At 51.8% G+C, this 19,587-nt stretch carries 15 protein-coding genes; 14 read left to right on the top strand and 1 reads right to left on the bottom strand.

Features of this window, described 5'->3' with window-relative positions; genetic code table 11:
* Window positions 1–58: 58 nt before the first annotated feature.
* From xylB to ACRRSD_RS28140, 3 genes are read left to right on the top strand one after another with little or no spacing between them, the layout of a single operon-like run.
* Window positions 59–1,555: a xylulokinase gene (gene xylB / locus ACRRSD_RS28150; RefSeq protein ID WP_435036480.1), complete on the top strand. Its 1,497-nt coding sequence runs from the start codon at window positions 59–61 to the stop codon at window positions 1,553–1,555.
* Between the two features lie 13 nt (window positions 1,556–1,568).
* Window positions 1,569–2,507 carry a carbohydrate kinase family protein gene (locus ACRRSD_RS28145; RefSeq protein ID WP_435036479.1) on the top strand — a complete coding sequence of 313 codons (939 nt, stop codon included), beginning with the start codon at window positions 1,569–1,571 and terminating at the stop codon, window positions 2,505–2,507.
* Window positions 2,508–2,552: 45 nt separating this feature from the next.
* Window positions 2,553–3,173: a hypothetical protein gene (locus ACRRSD_RS28140; protein WP_007912129.1), complete on the top strand. Its 621-nt coding sequence runs from the start codon at window positions 2,553–2,555 to the stop codon at window positions 3,171–3,173.
* 131 nt (window positions 3,174–3,304) lie between these two features.
* Here ACRRSD_RS28140 and ACRRSD_RS28135 read toward each other — a convergent pair whose 3' ends face one another.
* Window positions 3,305–4,606, bottom strand: a complete 1,302-nt coding sequence (locus tag ACRRSD_RS28135; protein WP_435036478.1) for an OprD family porin — start codon at window positions 4,604–4,606, stop codon at window positions 3,305–3,307.
* A gap of 373 nt (window positions 4,607–4,979) precedes the next feature.
* On the opposite strand from ACRRSD_RS28135, the gene ACRRSD_RS28130 reads away from it, so the two are divergent.
* The 11 genes from ACRRSD_RS28130 (at window position 4,980) to ACRRSD_RS28080 (ending at window position 19,343) form a co-directional block, all read left to right on the top strand.
* Entirely contained in the window at window positions 4,980–7,034 is a 2,055-nt protein-coding gene (locus ACRRSD_RS28130) for a type VI secretion system tip protein VgrG (protein ID WP_435036477.1), read from the top strand.
* On the top strand, window positions 7,025–7,888 hold the full coding sequence (locus ACRRSD_RS28125; protein WP_110719225.1) for a DUF4123 domain-containing protein: 864 nt from the start codon (window positions 7,025–7,027) through the stop codon (window positions 7,886–7,888). The genes ACRRSD_RS28130 and ACRRSD_RS28125 overlap by 10 nt, the downstream gene beginning before the upstream one ends.
* 32 nt (window positions 7,889–7,920) lie before the next feature.
* Window positions 7,921–11,211: a hypothetical protein gene (locus ACRRSD_RS28120; protein ID WP_435036476.1), complete on the top strand. Its 3,291-nt coding sequence runs from the start codon at window positions 7,921–7,923 to the stop codon at window positions 11,209–11,211.
* Between the two features lie 17 nt (window positions 11,212–11,228).
* Window positions 11,229–12,197, top strand: coding sequence for a tetratricopeptide repeat protein (locus ACRRSD_RS28115; protein WP_435036475.1), 969 nt, complete (start codon window positions 11,229–11,231; stop codon window positions 12,195–12,197).
* Between the two features lie 2 nt (window positions 12,198–12,199).
* Window positions 12,200–13,231, top strand: a complete 1,032-nt coding sequence (locus tag ACRRSD_RS28110) for a tetratricopeptide repeat protein (RefSeq protein ID WP_435036474.1) — start codon at window positions 12,200–12,202, stop codon at window positions 13,229–13,231.
* A 2-nt stretch (window positions 13,232–13,233) separates the two neighbouring features.
* Complete coding sequence (locus ACRRSD_RS28105) at window positions 13,234–14,271, top strand: tetratricopeptide repeat protein (protein ID WP_435036473.1); 1,038 nt, start codon at window positions 13,234–13,236, stop codon at window positions 14,269–14,271.
* A gap of 5 nt (window positions 14,272–14,276) precedes the next feature.
* Complete coding sequence (locus ACRRSD_RS28100) at window positions 14,277–15,245, top strand: tetratricopeptide repeat protein (protein ID WP_435036472.1); 969 nt, start codon at window positions 14,277–14,279, stop codon at window positions 15,243–15,245.
* A gap of 96 nt (window positions 15,246–15,341) precedes the next feature.
* Window positions 15,342–16,328 (top strand): tetratricopeptide repeat protein, encoded by a 987-nt coding sequence (locus ACRRSD_RS28095; RefSeq protein ID WP_435036471.1) that lies wholly within the window; start codon window positions 15,342–15,344, stop codon window positions 16,326–16,328.
* A gap of 101 nt (window positions 16,329–16,429) precedes the next feature.
* A complete protein-coding gene (locus ACRRSD_RS28090) occupies window positions 16,430–17,338 on the top strand; it encodes a tetratricopeptide repeat protein (RefSeq protein ID WP_435038558.1) in 909 nt (302 codons plus the stop codon).
* Window positions 17,339–17,340: 2 nt separating this feature from the next.
* Window positions 17,341–18,378, top strand: coding sequence for a tetratricopeptide repeat protein (locus tag ACRRSD_RS28085; protein WP_435036470.1), 1,038 nt, complete (start codon window positions 17,341–17,343; stop codon window positions 18,376–18,378).
* Window positions 18,379–18,410: 32 nt separating this feature from the next.
* Window positions 18,411–19,343 carry a tetratricopeptide repeat protein gene (locus ACRRSD_RS28080; protein WP_435036469.1) on the top strand — a complete coding sequence of 311 codons (933 nt, stop codon included), beginning with the start codon at window positions 18,411–18,413 and terminating at the stop codon, window positions 19,341–19,343.
* Window positions 19,344–19,587: the final 244 nt, after the last annotated feature.

The raw sequence follows: 19,587 nt of genomic DNA, 5'->3' as shown, positions 1-19,587 counted from the left end.
AGAGGGCTGGGGTGAGGGGGTAAGCTCTTGATCTTCACCACACCCGAGTGGTCCACACATGACAACACAACAACTGTTCCTAGGCATCGACTGCGGCACCCAAGGCACCAAAGCCATCATCCTCGACGTCATCAGCGGTCAAGTCCTCGGCCAAGGCGCCGCCGCCCACACGATGATCAGCGGCGCCAACGGCCGCCGCGAACAAGACACCCAACAATGGCTGGAAGCCTTCACCCTCGCCACCCGCCAGGCATTACTGGCGGCGAATGTCGATGGCCAGTCGATCCTCGGCATCGGCGTCTCCGGCCAGCAACACGGTCTGGTCCTGCTCGATGATCAAGGTGAAGTCCTGCGCCCGGCCAAGCTCTGGTGCGACACCGAAACCAGCGCCGAAAATGACCGTCTGCTCACTCATCTGGGCGGCGAAAAAGGCTCGCTGGAACGCCTCGGCGTAGTCATCGCGCCGGGCTACACGGTGTCAAAACTGCTTTGGACCAAAGAACAGCACCCCGTGGTGTTCTCGCGCATCGCACGCATTCTGTTGCCCCACGACTACCTGAACTTCTGGCTCACCGGCCGCGCCTGCAGCGAATACGGCGACGCCTCCGGCACCGGGTATTTCAACGTGCGCACCCGCCAATGGGACTTGCAACTGCTGCGCGACATCGACGCCAGCGGACGCCTGCAAGCCGCATTGCCTGAACTGATCGATGCACATCAATCGGTCGGCACCATCCTCCCGGCCATCGCCGAACACCTCGGCATCAACCCTAATGCGCTGGTCTCCAGCGGCGGCGGCGACAACATGATGGGCGCCATCGGCACTGGCAATATTCAGCCCGGCGCGATCACCATGAGCCTCGGCTCTTCCGGCACGGTTTACGCCTATTCCGAAGTACCAAAAGTCAGCCCGGACTACTCGGTCGCGACGTTCTGCTCGTCCAGCGGCGGATGGTTGCCGCTGATCTGCACCATGAACCTGACCAACGCCACCGGCGCGATTCGCGAACTGTTCGACCTCGATCTGCAGCAGTTCAACGACCTCGTCGCCCAAGCTCCCATCGGCGCCGACGGCGTGAGCATGCTGCCGTTCCTCAACGGTGAACGGGTGCCCGCCCTGCCCCACGCCACCGGCAGCCTGCACGGTTTGACGCTGGATAATCTGACCCAGGCCAACCTCTGCCGCGCCGCCGTCGAAGGCACCACCTTCGGTTTGCGCTACGGGCTGGATTTGCTCCGCCAGAATGGTTTACAAAGCCGCAGCATTTGCCTGATCGGCGGCGGATCGAAAAGTGCGGTGTGGCGGCAGATCGTCGCCGACATCATGAACACCCCGGTGATCTGCACCGAACAAAGCGAAGCCGCCGCCCTCGGCGCAGCGATTCAAGCGGCGTGGTGCAAATCCTGGTCGAATGGCCACGAAGACACCCTCGCCGATCTGTGCCAGCGCTGCGTGAAACTCGATTCCAGCAGTGAAACCCTGCCAATCGCCGCCAATGTCGCAGCGTTCCAGCAGGCCTATGAACGCTATCAACAGCATGTCGCAACCCTATAAAGAGCAAACAATTATGTATTTGGTGTGTGGCGAAGCCCTGTTTGATTTTTTCAGCGAAGACGACGCCAGCGGTCTGGCCTCGAAAGTGAATTTCAAGGCGATTGCCGGCGGCTCGCCGTTCAACGTCGCCGTCGGTTTGCGCCGCTTGGGCGTGGACTCGGCCCTGTTTGGCGGGCTGTCCACCGACTACCTCGGCCACCGCTTGCAGCGAGTGCTGCAGGACGAAGGTGTGCGCCCGGACTACCTGGTGGATTTCGCCGCACCGACCACGCTGGCCATGGTCGCCGTCGATGCCAATGGCTCGCCGCATTACAGCTTTCGCGGTGATGGCTGCGCGGACCGACAGTTGAGTCTGGCGCATCTGCCGACGCTGGGTCCTGAAGTGCGCGGCTTGCACATTGGCTCGTTCTCGCTGGTGGTGCAGCCGATCGGCGACACCTTGCTGACCCTGGTACAGCGTGAAAGCGGCAAACGCCTGATCACCCTCGACCCGAACGTGCGCCTCAATCCCGAGCCGAACATCGACCTGTGGCGCGAGCGCATCGCGACGCTGGTGCCACTGGCCGATCTGATCAAGGTCAGCGACGAAGACTTGAGCCTGCTCTACCCCGAACAGGACCCGCAGCGGGTGATCGAAGGCTGGCTCGAACACCGCTGCCAGATCGTCTTCCTGACCCGGGGCGGCGATGGCGCTACTGTGTTCAGCCGCCAACACGGCACCTGGTCAGTCCCGGCAGCCTCGATAAAGATCGCCGACACCGTTGGCGCGGGCGACACCTTCCAGGCCGCACTGATCACCTGGCTGACCGAGCACGGTCTGGATTCGGTCGAAGGCGTGCAGCAACTCGCTCGCGAGCAGATCGACGCCATGCTCAAGTTCGCCGTGCAAGCTGCGGCGCTGACCTGCAGCAAGACCGGCCCGGATCTGCCCTATCGTCATCAATTGAGCTGAGCGCGTAGACTGTCGGCCTTTTTGCGCACGACGGGATAACCGCTTTTGAATTACAGGCAGACGCTCGGACTACTGACACTGGCAACGCTACTGAGCGGGTGCGGCACCTCGCCGCCCCGTTCGCCGGAAGACATCTGTGAAATCTTCCGCGAAAAAAGCGACTGGTACGACGCAGCGCAAGTCACGCAAAAACGCTGGGGCGTGCCGATTCAGGTGCCCTTCGCGATCATGTATCAGGAATCCGGCTACCGCTACGACGCCAAGACCCCGCGCAAATACCTGCTGTGGGTGATCCCGTGGGGCCGCGTCTCGACCGCTTCAGGGTATGCGCAAGCCAAAGATGAAGTCTGGGCCGATTACCAGAAAAGCACCGGCCGCAGCGGAGCCGACCGCGAAGACTTCGACGACGCCATCGACTTTGTCGGCTGGTACATGGACAAGACCTACTCGATCAATGGCGTCTACAAGTACGACGCCTATAACCAATACCTCAACTACCACGAAGGCTGGGGCGGCTTCCGCAACAAGACCTACGCGAGCAAAGCCTGGCTGATGCCGACGGCGCGCAAAGTGCAGAATCGTTCGGATGTGTATGCGCGGCAATATGCAGGGTGCAAGGAGGATTTGAATCGGGGGTTCTGGAGCCGGTTCTGGCATTGGTTGTAAGGACGCCTTCGCGAGCAGGCTCGCTCCCACAATAGATCTTCAGTGAACACAGATGCTGTGTCCGACATTGAACCCATGTGGGAGCGAGCCTGCTCGCGAAAGCAATCGATCAGACGCTACAACTCCACGCCTTACAACACCGAAAAGCTATAACTCACAATCAACCGTGTCTCATCCACATCCCGGGCAAACTTCTCGTAGTTGGTGCGATACGTAGCATTCCTCAAACGCAAACTCACATCCTTGAACGCGCCCGTCTGAATCACATACTTCAACTCGCTGTCGCGTTCCCACTCCTTCCCTTCCTGATCACTGCCCAACACCTTGATGTGATCACCGTTCACATAACGGGTCAGGAAGCTCAAACCATTAATGCCGATGGCTTTGAAGTCATAGTCATAACGCAACTGCCAAGAACGTTCCTGCGCAGCGGCGAAGTCGTTGACCTGCACGTAGTTGACCAGATACGGGTTGCTGCCATCGAGGTACGGCATCGAGTTGTCGCCGTTCATGCGCTGCCAACCAGCGCTGAACGTGTGACCGCTGTGCGCATACGACAACATGCCGCTCAACGCACGGTTATCGATGGAACCGGCGTTGGCATCACCGCTGTCGGCACTTTTCAGCACGCGCAGATCCGCTTTAAGTACACCGCCAGCTAACGGTTGATTACCCAGCAGCCCGACAAAGTGCTGACTATAAATGTCTTCCAGTTCGGCGTAGTGATACTGCGCAGTCAGACGATCGTTGATCTTGTAGTCGAAGCCGTACATGTCGAAATGGTCGGCGGTGGTGTTGCACGCGTAGCGCTTGTTCTTGCAGTGCACGCGGATGTCTTGCGAATCGGTGGAATCCCGCGCGGTGTACTTGTCCAGACGCGCGGCTATGAAGGTCAGGTCTTTCACCTCTTTAGAGGTGAGCATGGCGCCGTTGAACATCGTCGGCAGCAAACGTCCGTCGTTATATTTCAGCAGCGGCAGATCCGGCAACAGCGCACCGTACTTCAGCACCGTGTCCGAGACCTTGACCTTAGCGGTCAGGCCCATTTTCGCGTACTGACCTTTCGAGCCGCGCGGGTCGTTGCCGCTGGAGGGCAGCAAGCCGCTGTTGCTGCGGTTCGGGCTGGAATCGAGTTGAAAGCCGAGCATGCCCAGCGCATCGATACCAAAACCCACGGTACCGTCGGTGTAGCCCGATTGCAGGTTGAGAATAAAGCCCTGTGCCGCCTCTTCACGCTTGGACGCGCCCTGATCGTTCGTGGTGTGCCCATCACGGAAATCGCGGTTGAAGTACACCGTGCGCGACTCGATTTTCGCCGTGGTGTCTTCAAAGAATCCGCTGGCCTGAACCTGTGCGGTAAAACCTGCGCACAGCACAAAGGCTCCGAAGCCAAACGACTGGCGCGGGGTGATGAGGGGAAATGGGGGACGCATGAAAAACTCCAACAATGCAGCGTTTGCGCAAGCGCGCAACAAGCCAGAAAAATAGCTCCCGTCCCGGGTCGAATTGAACCAGGAGAAAGTGAACACGCAGGGTGAGCGGCAATGATGGCAGATGGCTTTGACGTGCTACAGGCGACTTTAGTCTGAATCTGACTGAGGATTCTTCAACCCCGGGTCGTGGGAAAAGTTGCCGGCAATCAACGCTAATTCGCACGAAACGCCCGGTTTCACTGGGCCAAACACCTCATCTAAGGGTTTTCCCTATACCGCAAACCTGCCAGACCTACGGCTTTTGTGCCTTGAACGAGGCGGCTGAATCCTCCATCATCCGTCACCTGCTTATTCAACGGACGGAATTCAAGGCATGCTGGACGCCAACGCAACCCACATTACCCTCACGCTTGAAGGCGCCAACGCCGACCTGCAAGTCCTCAGCTTCACCGGTCGCGAAGCCCTCAACGAACCGTTCCGTTTCGACCTCGAACTCGTCAGCGCCCGCCCCGACCTCAAGCTTGAAGAGCTGCTGCACAAGCCCGGCGTCCTGACTTTCGGCCCGACCGGCGAAGGCAAAATCCACGGTCTGGTCTATCGCATCGAGCAAGGCGACTCCGGCAAGACCCTGACCCGTTACAGCCTCAGCCTGGTGCCACAACTGGCCTACCTGCGGCACAACCACGATCAGCAGATCTTCCAGCAACTGACCGTGCCGAAAATCATCGCCCAGGTGCTGGAAGATCGCGGCATCCTCGCCGACGCCTACAGTTTCCAGCTCAACGCCGAATACCCGGAGCGTGAGTACTGCGTGCAGTACGACGAATCCGATCTGCATTTCATCCAGCGCTTGTGCGAAGAAGAAGGCATTCACTTCCACTTCCAGCACAGCAGCAGCGGCCACAAACTGGTATTCGGCGACGACCAGACCGTGTTCCGCAAGCTGAAAGCGGTGAGCTACCAGCAAGACTCCGGCATGGCCGCCGACAAACCGGTGATCAAACGCTTCAACCTGCGTCTGGAAACCCGCACCACCCGCGTCAGCCGCCGCGACTACGACTTCGAAAAACCGCAGATCCTCCCCGAAGGCACCGCGAAAAGCACCTTTGCCCCGGACCTCGAGGACTACGACTACCCCGGCCGCTTCACCACCCGCGAGCGCGGCAAGTTCCTTTCCACCCGCGCGCTGGAACGCCATCGCAGCGACTACAAACTCGCCGAAGGCAAAGGTGACGAACCGACGCTGACCAGCGGCCATTTCCTCACGCTCGCCGAACACCCGCGCGCCGAATGGAACGACCTGTGGCTGCTGCTGGAAGTCTTCCACGAAGGCAAACAACCGCAAGTCCTCGGCGAAAACGTCACCAGCGACGTCACCGACAACAAAAGCGATTTCCACCAGGGCTACCGCAACAGCTTCCTCGCCACCCCGTGGGACGCGCACTACCGCCCTGCCCTTGAACACCCGAAACCAAAAGTCCTCGGCAGCCAGACCGCCGTCGTCACCGGCCCGGCAGGCGAAGAAATCCACTGCGACCAGTACGGCCGCATCAAAGTGCAATTCCACTGGGACCGCAACGGCCAGTCCAACGACAAAACCACCTGCTGGATGCGCGTCGCCAGCGGCTGGGCCGGCGCCGCCTACGGCGGCATCGCCATCCCGCGCATCGGCATGGAAGTCCTCGTCACCTTCCTCGAAGGCGATCCCGACCAGCCCTTGGTCACCGGTTGCCTGTACCACAAGGAAAACGTCGTCCCCTACGACCTGCCGGCAAACAAGACCCGCAGCACCTTCAAAACCCTCAGCTCACCGGGCGGCAAGGGCTACAACGAGTTCCGCATCGAAGACAAGAAAGGCGTCGAGCAGATCTACATCCACGCCCAACGCGACTGGGACGAGAACATTGAGCACGATCAGAAGATCCGCGTCGGTAACGAACGGCACGACACCGTCGAAGCCAACACGCTGAGCGAGTTCAAGGTTGAAGAGCACCGGATTACGCATCTGGATCGCATCAGCGAGATGCGTGCGGATGATCACCTGACCGTGGGTGTCACCCAGCACCTGAAGGTCGGGACTGCGCAGTTTGTCGAGGCCGGGTCAGAAATCCATTACTACGCCGGCCAGAAAGTGGTGGTCGAAGGTGCGATGGAACTCACAGCCAAGGCTGGCGGGAGTTTCGTCAAGGTTGACGCGGGTGGCGTGACCATCAGCGGTGCCGAAGTGAAGGTCAACACTGGCGGCTCGCCTGGGGTCGGGACGCCTGCGGCACCATTGCTGCCGGGACCGATGAAAGTGGCGGATGCGGATAAGGCCGGAAAAGTACTCATCCCGCTTCCAAAGCGTCTGAACGAGTCAGGTATCACGCCGTTGTGCGGAAAACAAAGCAACGGCGCCTGCAGCCGTAAGGATTGCACATGCATGTAAAAGCGCTGACCGCCCTCCTCGAAGCGCCACGCCATGGGTTCGAGGAATTGCCGAGAGAAAGCTCCGACCTGACCCTGTGTTTCATCATTGATCGCGTCCGTCAGCCGGAAGCCATGAGCCGCCTGTACCGTGTCGGCGAGCCCGTAGACACCCAAGGTCTGTTTCTCAACACCGACTTCGCTGAAATTGCCGCTGACGGTCCTCTCTGGCTGGTCGCCCCGTGGGGCAGTCGACTCGCAGCCGAAGCGGCAAAGCTCTGCGAAGAAAATTTCTCCGGCATTGCCCTCTCCACAACAGATCCAGCCAAGGCACTGGCACATGCCCGCTGGCTCCTGCGTGCCAACGATGGCTCAGGTGGCCAAAGCCTGTTGAGCTATCACAAGCCAAGCCTGTGGGCCGCGCTGGCCTACACCGCTGGTGAAAGTTCGCATCAACTTTTCGGCCCTTGGCAACACGTTTACAGCCCGGCACCGGTCCACTTCGGGCGTAATCGCGGTCGCTGGCTCAGTTGGCGCCCCGTTTCGGAACTTGAATGGCTGGGCGACGTCTCAGCGTTCAACCTGCCGCCAACAGCGCCAAAGGTTCAGGAGCATCTGGGTTGGGTTTATTGGGCAGATGAGCAATACGCTGCCTACGGTGAACCCACCGACGAACAACTGCCCAACCTCGTGGAAAACCTGAACGTGCTGGTTGCCCACAACATTTACGAAGGTCGTCATTTACTGAAACTGGGCCAAATCACCAACGGCCCGCTGCTCGAGACGCAGCCTCAGGCAATGGCCATCCTGCAATCCAGGGAAGAGTCGTTCATCAAAGTGCAACAGTTGCAGCAACTGACTACCAGCGCTGCTTGATGACCCGTCCGTAAAGAATGAATGGAAGCGAAATGGAAACTGATATCTCGGAAGCACCCAAGGTAGATTTCAACAAACCAGCTGCGAACCCATCGACTTCAGCGGTACCGGTCGAGAGCAAGCCTGCCCTGGAACTTGATCCCCAGCCTGAAGCGCCTGACAGTTGTTCCAACGCGTTCGACCAGGTAAAGACGGCCTGCTCGACGGAATATGGCGAAGTGATCTACGCCACCAAAGAAAAAATGTTTTACCTATTGCCTAAACGTGCGGCCAGCTCGATCAAAGAGGCGATGAATGAACTCGAGCAACATATCAGCGCCAGCAAGTCTCCAGAAGAACGACTCAAGGGGATGAACACCGCGGGGCTTCTGGAATACTTCCTGGAGCCGAAGCTGAGTAATTTCCTGCAAGGCGAGCAAAAAAGCCGAATGCTCGAAATCGAGGCTCAGGAACCCGATATCGCGCAGCCCACGATGGCTATGCGATTGAAGGCTGTCAGCCGAGAGGCTCGAAACTCCGCAGCGCTGGACAAACTGCCGGACCAAAGCGAATACGCTCGCAATCGGGAGCTTGCCAATCAACAGCAAGCGAGCCTGCTTGAAGCCAACTCTGATGGGCAGAAACTGCAGCGCCTCTACAACGAATGGAAAAAGCTGAAAGCGGTTGCAGTCGCACAGGCAAAAACTGCTGGCTACACCTACGAAAGCGGCAACCTGTTTTCCCCAGGGGCGATCGAAGCAAGAAATCGCGTGCAGACTTACTTGAAGGCCCGCGCTGCGCTCACCAAGAGTGGCAAGTTGACGACTCTGAAAGAGGCAGACCTTCAGAAAAACAAAAAGGCCTATCTGGACGCCACAAACTGCGTCATCGATGGTAAAGCCCGGATGTGCGGTTATTTAAAGGAAGTCGCCAACGAGCGCGAAAAAGTCGAAAAAGACTTTGCCGCTTATATCGATGCGATTTTGAAAGTTGCCGACTATGGGCTGGCCCTACCGGAATTTGCGCTAATTCCTGACACTGGCGACATCAGCGCAGGTATCGAGAAATTCAAGGCATATCTCGAGATGGAGCAGCGGCAGATCAAGCTCACGGAGCAGATCCGCACGAAATATAAAGCCTGGATTGACGCCAGCGGGCAAAACGTCGCGGCACCTGCAGGTATCGTGGAGGCGGAACGGGCAGAATGGCAGCGCATTCAGCAAGATCGCCTGCAACTTCGCGATGACGCAGAGGCTGCAGTGGCCGCAGCCCTGCCGCTGCGACATCTGCTGTGGGAGCCCGAGCAATTTCAGCCGAAACCGGAAGAACGCTTGGTCAAAGCAGGCTTTCCTTTGCGCGAAGTAGCACTTTTAAATAGCCCCAACAGTCCTGTCAAACACCTGAGCCTGCTCAATCTCGAGGGCATCACAAAGGTATTGAAAAAGGACGCGAGTGAAATCGGCGCCAAGGCAAGTAAAGACTTGCAGAAACTTCCGGGGAACAGCACCGGGAAAGCAACGTCGGACACTGACGACAATCCTTTCCATGAGTGGCTGCGGCTTGAAGGTGCACTCGCCATCAAAGATCAACAGAGTGACTGGTTTGATGAGAAAGGCTGGTTTGATGTGGAAATGTTCCACTCTTACCTGAAATCGAAGAACTACAAGGTCGAAACCTTTGAGGATGCCGGAGCCCGCAAGGATTGGGGACTTCGTCTTCGTCAGTTGCTGTTCAAGGAAGAAGTCAGAAGCTCCTTGCGCCTGTTCGACAATAGTCCTCAAGCTCAACTCGTGCGTTGCCTCACACCGCCACAGCCATCAATCCACACCGGCGCCAAAATAACCGGCCCGACATTCAGTGTGGCGGATAACTTCAAAGCCTCCGCGAAGGCTGAAGTGAGTCTGGGCATTGACCTCGCCCGTGGCGAAGTTGAATTGATGAAAATGGATCTCCCGGGCAGAGATCAGGCCAAAGACATCCTGATCCCTTACCTCGACTATGAGAAAAACCGCAAAAACCTGAATCTAGGTCGGTTCTCGATCCACTTGGGCGCTAGAGCCTGGGGATACACCGGCGCCACACTCCTCCTTTCCTCCAGCGTGCAGTTGGGACGTGCAAACGTACAAGGCGGCCTGAACCTACCGGAAATCACCGACGCAAAACGACCGGATACGACACATGCAACCGCTGCAACCGCGAGAAGCGAACCGGTGCTGGAAGGTAACGCGGCAAAAGTTCGAGTAGAGGACGGCGCCAAAGCCCAGTTCAACCTCTTTGCGGGAGTGCAGGCAGGGATCCTACTGACAGGCGCCTTGAACTGGGCGCCGCCAAAAGAAATCGCAGCATTGCGCACCGCGCCTTCACCAGGAATGGCCAATAGCGTCAACAGCACCAAAGCCAGTCAATGGTCGAGTCTAGCGCGACTGACCGCCGGTTTCACCGCCGCATACGGCCTCGGAGCATCAGCAGACATCGGTATTTCCTTGCACGAAGGCCGCTTCATCATGCGGTTCAAGGCATCCGTCATCGTCGGTGCCGGAGCCGGCGGCGAATTCCAGTTCGAAGTTGGTTATGACGGTGTCACTGACCTGATTAACATCCTGCGCCGTGAGATGCACAAAAATCAGGATAAATCGCTGATTTTTGTAACCGATGATGCAGCTAATTACATAGACAAACTTAACTTCCTCGGCGCTGCAGGCATGGAAGTAGCGATATTTTATATGCAAGGTGTGGATATGGTGATGTCTTTATATGAGGCGTTAACTGGCGGAGGTAGAGGAGCCATCATTGCCCACACGATTATGACTTATCGCAATCAGAATGAGTTGGAGCAGTGGTTTTTGAATGCTACACCCAATGCGCTCGGCCCTATGCTAATGACATTAACTTCAGCAGCTGAAAGTTTTAACATCACGGGTGTTTCAGCAGATAGTGCTTCTCGAGAGAAGAAATATACTTACGACAGATCGCAGACCCACCTTATTCAACAACAAGCAGTTGAAAGGATATTGGGTTGGATTCTGAATAACGCAAAAAAAACAAATACCTTGACGCAAGCTCAAGCACAATTTGAAGAAGCGTGCATCAGCATGAATAGATTCGGCACCAAAGGTCTCGACAAAGGCCAAATTTATTGCGAGCAACGCCTAGCCATGGATAACTTCATGTCCGAGGCGATACTCCGCTTAGTTGACCAGAGAAACGACCAAATGAGGGCCAGATACAAAAAACATGTTGAGGAGCTTGGCGCGAGACTAGACGGATTTTGTCAACGATTTACGCATTATGGCCGTACATATCTTCCTGGCGGAAGAGCAACATATAACGGCCCAGAAGAATAAATGAGTAAAACACAATCATGACAATACTTAAAGCAATTGCCGTAGCGATAATCATCGCACTACCAACATGCGTTTCTGCAACGCTTAGCTCTCAGCAGCAATCAGCGAAAGAACGCGGAATAATACTATTCAAACAGTATAAGACTGCCGAACCCGAATTACGAATAGCGGCAGAAGCAGGAGATGCTGAAGCGCAGTTTTTCTTAGCAGAGGAAATACGCCAAAACAAACAATACATCACTGATGAAGCTTATAAATGGTATGAGGCGGCAGCCACCCAAGGCGACCTTTATTCGATGATTCGAATCGGCCGAACCGATAATGACCTATGTTTGACAATGAAGAATTGTCCAATAGGAAAAAAAGAACCAAAAGAATGGTTGGCTGAAGCAACGAGAATCGCGAAAGACAAATCCGATCGCGGTGATGCGGAAGCTCTTTACATAATGTATGAGTTGACCGCAGAGAGAGAGTGGTTAAAGAAATCAGCACTCGCAGGAGATGCAATCGCCCAATATCGAATGGCTATTGGTGATCGTCAAGGAGAAGGCTTTATTCTTCCATGGAAGCGCCAAGAGATAGTCGAACATTGGTTTTTACTTTCTGCGAAAGCAGGAAACCCTAAAGCAATGATGCAACTTTTTGGTATATATAGAGAAAAAGGCGAACTGGAACAAGCCCGCTATTGGGTAGAAAAAGCGGCGTCGATTGGATATGAGGCCGGCGTCTATAACTATGGATACTTTTTAGCCGTCGACCCTAAAGCACTCGGATTTACGGAAGATAAAATCAAAGGGTATGCATTAATTTCTCTGCTGAAAGAGCTAGACGGCGGCGGAGCAGCACAAACAGATGTTGAGGAGACACTTCCACAAATTTCAGAAAAAATGACCCCGACGCAGATTCAGGAAGCAGAAGACTTTGCTACCAAGTGGAAGACTACACACCCCCCTCTGTCTTTCTTCCCTGAAAAAATAGGCTTTTAATCTTGCATCAGCCTCTACAATTAAAACCAAGCTCAACTGCGAAACAAAGTTACTTTGAGCCACTCAAAATTTTGACTCTAAGCTTGGCGTTTGCATGCATACTGTTTAGCAAACATGCACATTCCGAGCTCTCCACCCAACAACAAAAATCAAAAAACGAGGGGATAAAACTCTACAACCAATACAAAGCTGCTGAGATGCAGTTACGTATCGCTGCGGAAGCTGGAGATGCAGAGGCCCAATTTTACCTAGCGGAAGAACTTCGCAAAAAGAAGCGCTATAGTAATAAAGAAGAAAAAAAATGGTATGAGGCTTCAGCCTCCCAGGGCGATTACTATGCAATGTTCAAACTTGCAACGACTTCAGGAGATCTTTGCTCCGTCATCAATCAATGTCCTCCAGGAAGCAAAGAACCGAGTGAATGGTTAGACCTATTGATAAAAACCGCAACTCCTCGCGCCGTAAGTGGAGATGGCGAAGCAATGGCGATTTTGTACAATGCAACTGCAGAGTTAAAGTGGTTGGAGAAGTCAGCGGCAGCTGGATATGCACCTTCACAGTGGTTACTCGCCAATCGTTATGCCGAGGGCGAAGGCACATTTTTACTTCCTTGGAAGAGGAAGAATGCTGAGGAGGAGTTGCTAAAATCCGCCTCAGAAGGTGGCTACCCCCCAGCGATGATTGAATATATATCGATCCTTTTCCAACGGAACGATTTAGAAAGTGTTCGATATTGGTGGGAAGTGGCGGCAAAAACCGGTTACCAAGCCGCCGTTGCAAGTTATGGTGCGTATCTATCCCATACTCCCGACAAGGTTGGCTACTCCATAGATCTAGTTAAAGGCTACGCACTTGTATCCTTGCTTAAAGAACTGGATGGCGGTGGAAATATTCAAGCTTATGTCGAAGGTAAGTTACCTCAAATAGCGGAGAAAATGACGCCCGCTCAAATTGAGGAAGCAAAAAAATATGCGATTGAATGGAAGGCTACTCACCCGCCTCTTTCTTTCTTCCCTGAAAAAATAGGCTTTTAATCTTGCATCAGTCTCTACAATTAAAAACAAGCTTAATTGCGAGACCAAGTTACTTTGAACTACTCAAAATCTTGACTCTAAGCTTGGCGTTTGCATGCATACTGTTCAGCAAACATGCAAACTCCGAGCTATCCACCCAACAACAAAAATCAAAAAACGAGGGGATAAAACTCTACAATCAATACAAAGCCACTTCTGCGATTGAGTTTTTGAAGATCGCCGCTGATGGTGGCGATGATGAGGCACTCTATTACCTAGGTGAATCAATAAGAAAAAACAACAGATACTTGACTCAGGAAGCACAAAAAGCTTACGAGGAGTCAGCAAAAAAAGGCAATATTTATTCTATGATCCGGCTCGGAGGAGCGGACCAAGACTTGTGCGTAACCATGAAGAATTGTTCCCCCTCTGAGCAATCGCCTGAAGGCTGGATGAATGAAGCTAAGAAGCTTGCAACTGATCAGGCATCTCATGGAAATGCTGAGTCTATGTACTTGTTATGGGAAATAACAGGGAACGATGAATGGTTAGAAAAATCTGCAGAAAACGGTTTCGCATTGGCGCAATTTCGTTTAGCGACTAAATATCAAGAAGGTGGCGGAGTATTCCTACTGCCCTCCAGAAGATCAGATGAAATCGAAAAGTGGATGAAAGCGTCTGCAGAGAATGGCTATCCTCCAGCTATGATGGGATTTGCCGCTGCCAGGCTTGAAAAAGCCGACTTTTCATCGTTTAGAACTTGGAATGAAAAAGCTGCAGATTCAGGCTACGTATCAGCGGTTTTTGGTTATGCTTCTTATATAGGCGAAGTTGAACCAAAATACGGATTCACCTCAGACCCAGTGACGTCATATGCGCTACTATCAAATTTACTAGAGCTTGATGGTGGTGGAAACGTAATAAACAATGTTAACGATGTTTTGCCAGAAGTGGAAAAAAACCTGTCAAAAGAGCAGATAGGGAAAGCAAAAGATCTCGCAAAAACGTGGAAGGCCAACCATCCGCCTCTCTCGTTCTTCCCTGACAAGCTAGGATATTAACGCCAGTGAGGCTATTCAGGTATTTCTTTGTCGCATCATTTTTAATCAGTACCACGCCTGCTTTTTCGTCAAAATCAGCGAGCGAAGTTTCTGCAGGCATTGCGTTATATAATCAGTTAAAATTTGACGCAGCCTTTCCCTCATTAGAAAAAGAAGCGCAATCTGGAAATGTGGAGTCGCAATACTACTTAGGCGAAGCGCTAAGAAAGCGCAACCGATATATGACGCCAGAAGCACAGCACTGGTATGAAACGGCGGCGATGAATGGCTCCATATACGCTATGATTCAGTTGGGCAGAGCAAAAAACGATCTTTGCGTAATAATGGAAAACTGCCCACCGGCTAAAAAAACTCAAGCCGAGTGGTTCGTGGAAGCCAAGAAAATCACTTTGCCGAAGGCAAATGATGGCGATCCAGAATCTCTGTATTTAATGTACGAAATCACCTTGGATCATAAGTGGCTAGAGAAATCTGCAAATGCAGGATATCCACTCGCGCAATATTGGATGGCTGTAAGTGAAAGACAAGGTGAAGGTTATTTCTTCATTCCTGGAGGACGTGATGCGTCAGTAAGAAGATGGCTACTACTCTCTTCCGAGGGTGGCAACCCAAAAGCAATGATGGAATATCTAGAAACACTGTATGTAAAAGGAGAAATGGAGAGCACTCGGCACTGGCTTGAAGTGGCCGCAGCAACCGGCGAGCAAGCAGCTTTGAGCAACTATGGAGCGTACATTTCACATACTCCCGACAAAGTTGGCTACCCACTGGACCTAGTTAAAGGCTACGCTATTTTTTCTTTGTTAAAGGAGCTCGGCGACAGCGGTGGAGTGCAAGATTATGTTGAACGTAAAATTGAGAAGATTGCTGAAAAAATGACACCAGAACAAATTGAACAGTCAAAAATCGTTGCGCAAGAGTGGAAAGCCACCCATCCACCGATTTCTTTTTTCCCCGAAAAACTGAGCGACTGACTCCGGCTTTTTGGTTTCTTTAGGGAGGTGCGGACCGCCGAATTTTAATCGATGACTAACCGCCCCCTTACTTCCGCAGAGAAGAAACAACCACCCATGAGTTCAGCAAAGACACCAATAAAACTAATGACTGCGGCGTTAACGTTATTAACTATAATAGCAACCGAATCATCTGCTCTAACGCACGAACAGTTTCAGGCAAAAATCCAGGGCATTGAACTCTACAATCAATACAAACCTGCGGCTGCAGTATTAAAAATTGCCGCCGAAGCGGGTGATGCCGAGTCGCAATATTATTTGGGGGAGGAGCTTCGACAGCAAAAACAATACATTACTGCCGAGGCTCAAAAATGGTATGAAGCCGCAGCCTTGCAAGGCGATTTGTACGCAATGTTACGACTCGCGACATCAAATAATGACTTATGCGAGGTCATGAACAATTGCCCTGAGGGCACGAAAAAACGCACCGACTGGCTGGAGTTATTAAACAAAGAAAGTGAACAAAAAGCAGATAATGGTGATGGCGAAGCAATGTACATTAAATATCTGTCGTCTGGGCAATTAGAGTGGCTGGAAAAATCCGCAGCAGCTAACTTCCCCAGAGGCCAGTGGCTTTTGGCAAATCGCTACAAAGAAGGTGAAAAATTTTTTCTGCCTTGGAAACGAACTGAAGAAGTCGGACGTTGGTTAAAAGCGTCAGCTGAAAATGGTTTCCCCGCAGGAATGCTTGAATACTCCGCATTTCTTTATGAAAACGGTGGCGATATCGGGGTAGCCCGGCATTGGATCGAAGAGGCGGCAAAAACGGGGTACGAGTCTGGCGTCAGCAGCTACGGGGCCTATCTTGCTCATGCCCCTTCCCTATATGATTTTCCGCTTGACCTAGTAAAAGGTTACGCACTGACATCATTACTGAAGGAACTTGATGGTGGTGGGAATATACAGCCTTACGTGGATGAAGTTCTGCCAGAAATTTCTGAAAAAATGAGTGCTGAGCAGATAGCAGAAGCCAGGGTATTTGCACAGCAGTGGAAAAATACGCATCCTCCCCTATCCTTTTACCCCGGAAAATATGGATTTTGACGAAACATTTTTATTCTGCAAAAGGAACGCGCCTTACAAGAATATTGTGTATTGGTTATTTCATATTTTTGACTTCGTTCATATTTCCCAGTTACGCGTCGGTGCAGTTGAGCACACAACAACAGGTAGCAAAACTGCAAGGAATCAAGCTATTCAATCAACACAAAAAAGCCGAGCGTGAACTACGCATTGCGGCAGAGGCTGGAGATACTGAAGCACAGTTCTATTTAGCCGAAGAACTTCGGCAACAAACAATAACCCTTAATGCCGAAGCTCTTCATTGGTATGAGGCCGCAGCCACCCAAGGCGACCTTTATTCGATGATTCGAATCGGCCGAACCGATAATGACCTATGTTTGACAATGAAGAATTGTCCAATAGGAAAAAAAGAACCAAAAGAATGGTTGGCTGAAGCAACGAGAATCGCGAAAGACAAATCCGATCGCGGTGAAGCGGAAGCTATTTACATAATATATGAGTTGACCGCAGAGAGAGAGTGGTTAAAGAAATCAGCACTCGCAGGATATGCAATCGCCCAATATCGAATGGCTATTGGTGATCGTCAAGGAGAAGGTTTTATTCTTCCATGGAAGCGACAAGAGACAATCGAACATTGGTTTTTACTTTCTGCGAAAGCAGGAAACCCTAAAGCAATGATGCAACTTTTTGGTATATATAGAGAAAAAGGCGAACTGGAACAAGCCCGCTATTGGGTAGAAAAAGCGGCGTCGATTGGATATGAGGCCGGCGTCTATAACTATGGATACTTTTTAGCCGTCGACCCTAAAGCACTCGGATTTACGGAAGATAAAATCAAAGGGTATGCATTAATTTCTCTGCTGAAAGAGCTAGACGACGGCGGAGCAGCACAAACAGATGTTGAGGAGACACTTCCACAAATTTCAGAAAAAATGACCCCGACGCAGATTCAGGAAGCAGAAGACTTTGCTTCCAAGTGGAAGACTACACACCCCCCTCTGTCTTTCTTCCCTGAAAAAATAGGCTTTTAAACTTGCATCAGCCTTTACAATTAAAACCAAGCTCAACTGCGAGACAAAGTTACTTTGAGCCACTCAAAATTTTGACTCTAAGCTTGGCGCTTGCATGCATACTGTTTAGCAAACATGCACATTCCGAACTCTCCACCCAACAACAAAAATCAAAAAACGAGGGGATAAAACTCTACAACCAATACAAGGCCATTTCTGCGATCGTTTTTTTGAAAACCGCCGCTGACGGCGGAGATGATGAGGCGCAGTACTATCTGGGCGAAGCTTTAAGAAAAAATAACCGCCACATGACTCCGGAAGCTAAAAAAGCATACGAAAGCTCCGCAAAAAAGGGGAATATCTACTCTATGATTCGCCTTGGTAGAATTGAAGACGACTTGTGTTCAACTATGAAAAACTGCCCACAAGGTGAAGACTCTCCTAGCAGTTGGGTAATTAAAGCTAAAAGCCTTGCAATTCAACGAGCAACGCAGGGAGATAGCGAATCAATGTATCTGTTATATGAAATGACAGGCAACGATGACTGGTTGGAGAAATCAGCAGAGAACGGATTCGCATTTGCGCAGTTCCGTCTGGCGACGAAGTACCAAGAAGGAAGTGGTTCATTTTTACTTCCCTCGAGACGCAACCAAGCTACCGAACGATGGATGAAGGCGTCTGCTGAAAATGGTTATCCACTTGCAATGATGGGGTTAGCCGCCATCATGATCGAAAAAAATGATTTAGCCTCGTTCAGAAACTGGAACGAAAAAGCAGCTGACTCAAGCTACGTAGAAGGTGTATTTGGATATGCATCCTACATAGGCGAAGAAAACTCAAAATACGGTTTCGCATTCGACCCAATAAAATCATATGCTTTACTTTCAAACCTGCTGGAACTTAATGGTGGAGGCAATGTAGTACGAGACGTCAATGACACATTACCCAGCATAGAAAAAAACATGTCAAAAGAGCAAATAGAAAAAGCAAAAGAGCTCGCAAAAACGTGGAAGGCCAACCACCCGCCTCTCTCATTTTACCCTGACAAGCTAGGTTATTAATAGCAGTGCGAGCATTTAGAATTATTTTAGCAATGCTGATCGCCGCTCTTTCTGCAAACAGCTCAGCACATTCGCAAACAAATGAATCAACCCTGGGAGTGGTGTTATACAACCAGCTAAAACTAGACTTGGCGATTCGCGAACTAAAAAAAGAGGCCGACTCGGGAAATGTGAATTCACAGTATTACTTTGCCGAGGCACTTCGAAAGCGAAGCCGGTACATGACTGCTGAATCGCAGCAATGGTACGAAACCGCTGCGGATAATGGATCTATATTTGCCATGATTCAGCTAGGCCGCCAAAACGATGACCTCTGCAGAAAAATGACCAATTGTCCCGCGAGTAAAAAATCAAGCGCCGATTGGTTGATTCAGGCTAAAAAAACAGCATCAAGCACAGACACCCCTGAGTCTTTGTATTTAATGTATGAAATAACTTCCGATCGTAGTTGGTTGGAAAAATCTGCAAACGCAGGTTATGCGCTCGCGCAATATTGGATGGCCGTCGGTGATCGACAAGGTGAGGGATTTTTTCTTATACCTGGAAAACGTGATGAGGCCATCAGCAAATGGCTGAAAGCGGCCTCTGAAGGCGGCAACCCAAGAGCAATGATGGAATACATAGAGATCCTGTATAAGAAAGGCGATCTTGAAGGGGTGCGCCATTGGCTTCAGGCAGCAGCTGAAACGGGCGATCAAAAAGCAATTAGCAGTTATGGCTCTTACATTGCCCATGCGCCTGACCAAGTTGGTTATCCCCTCGACCTTGTTAAAGGTTATGCACTGATTAGTCTGCTGAAAGAGCTGGACGGTGGAGGCGCTATTCAAGATTTCGTTCAAGATACTCTCGAAGAAATTGGGAGCAAAATGACATCTCAACAGATAGAAAGCTCAAAAGCTGTCGCCGAGGAATGGAAAACCACTCACCCACCGCTCTCCTTCTTTCCAGAGAAACTTGGCAGATAAAATGGTTGAAAAATTAAAAATTCAAGCAAGGAATAATTAAGCGTCATCTAAAACACTAAGTTTCTAGATCTCAAGCCAGGAACCCGAAGGCTACATGATCGATATTTTGAAAGATACACACCTCAGAAAAAGCTGGCGATGACGAAAAATAGTTCTTAGTGTGGTGGCTTTACTATTTTGCTACGCCACCCCGAAAATTCTGGAGCTACTACGTACCCCTGGTGCCATGCTGACGTCATCGAAT

It is taken from the genome of Pseudomonas neuropathica (assembly GCF_051174785.1).
GTDB classification, from domain to species: Bacteria; Pseudomonadota; Gammaproteobacteria; order Pseudomonadales; family Pseudomonadaceae; genus Aquipseudomonas; species Aquipseudomonas neuropathica_A.
The sequence above is the reverse complement of the archived record's forward strand: the minus strand, read 5'-3'. Positions and strand labels throughout refer to the sequence as shown.

Excerpts from the sequence above, each read along its gene's own strand:
- ACRRSD_RS28135 (WP_435036478.1), bottom strand. The coding sequence starts at position 4,606 with ATGCGTCCCCCATTTCCCCTCATCACCCCGCGCCAGTCGTTTGGCTTC.
- ACRRSD_RS28095 (WP_435036471.1), top strand. The coding sequence starts at position 15,342 with ATGAGTTCAGCAAAGACACCAATAAAACTAATGACTGCGGCGTTAACG.
- xylB (WP_435036480.1), top strand. The coding sequence starts at position 59 with ATGACAACACAACAACTGTTCCTAGGCATCGACTGCGGCACCCAAGGC.
- ACRRSD_RS28145 (WP_435036479.1), top strand. The coding sequence starts at position 1,569 with ATGTATTTGGTGTGTGGCGAAGCCCTGTTTGATTTTTTCAGCGAAGAC.
- ACRRSD_RS28130 (WP_435036477.1), top strand. The coding sequence starts at position 4,980 with ATGCTGGACGCCAACGCAACCCACATTACCCTCACGCTTGAAGGCGCC.
- ACRRSD_RS28080 (WP_435036469.1), top strand. The coding sequence starts at position 18,411 with ATGCTGATCGCCGCTCTTTCTGCAAACAGCTCAGCACATTCGCAAACA.
- ACRRSD_RS28115 (WP_435036475.1), top strand. The coding sequence starts at position 11,229 with ATGACAATACTTAAAGCAATTGCCGTAGCGATAATCATCGCACTACCA.
- ACRRSD_RS28120 (WP_435036476.1), top strand. The coding sequence starts at position 7,921 with ATGGAAACTGATATCTCGGAAGCACCCAAGGTAGATTTCAACAAACCA.
- ACRRSD_RS28125 (WP_110719225.1), top strand. The coding sequence starts at position 7,025 with ATGCATGTAAAAGCGCTGACCGCCCTCCTCGAAGCGCCACGCCATGGG.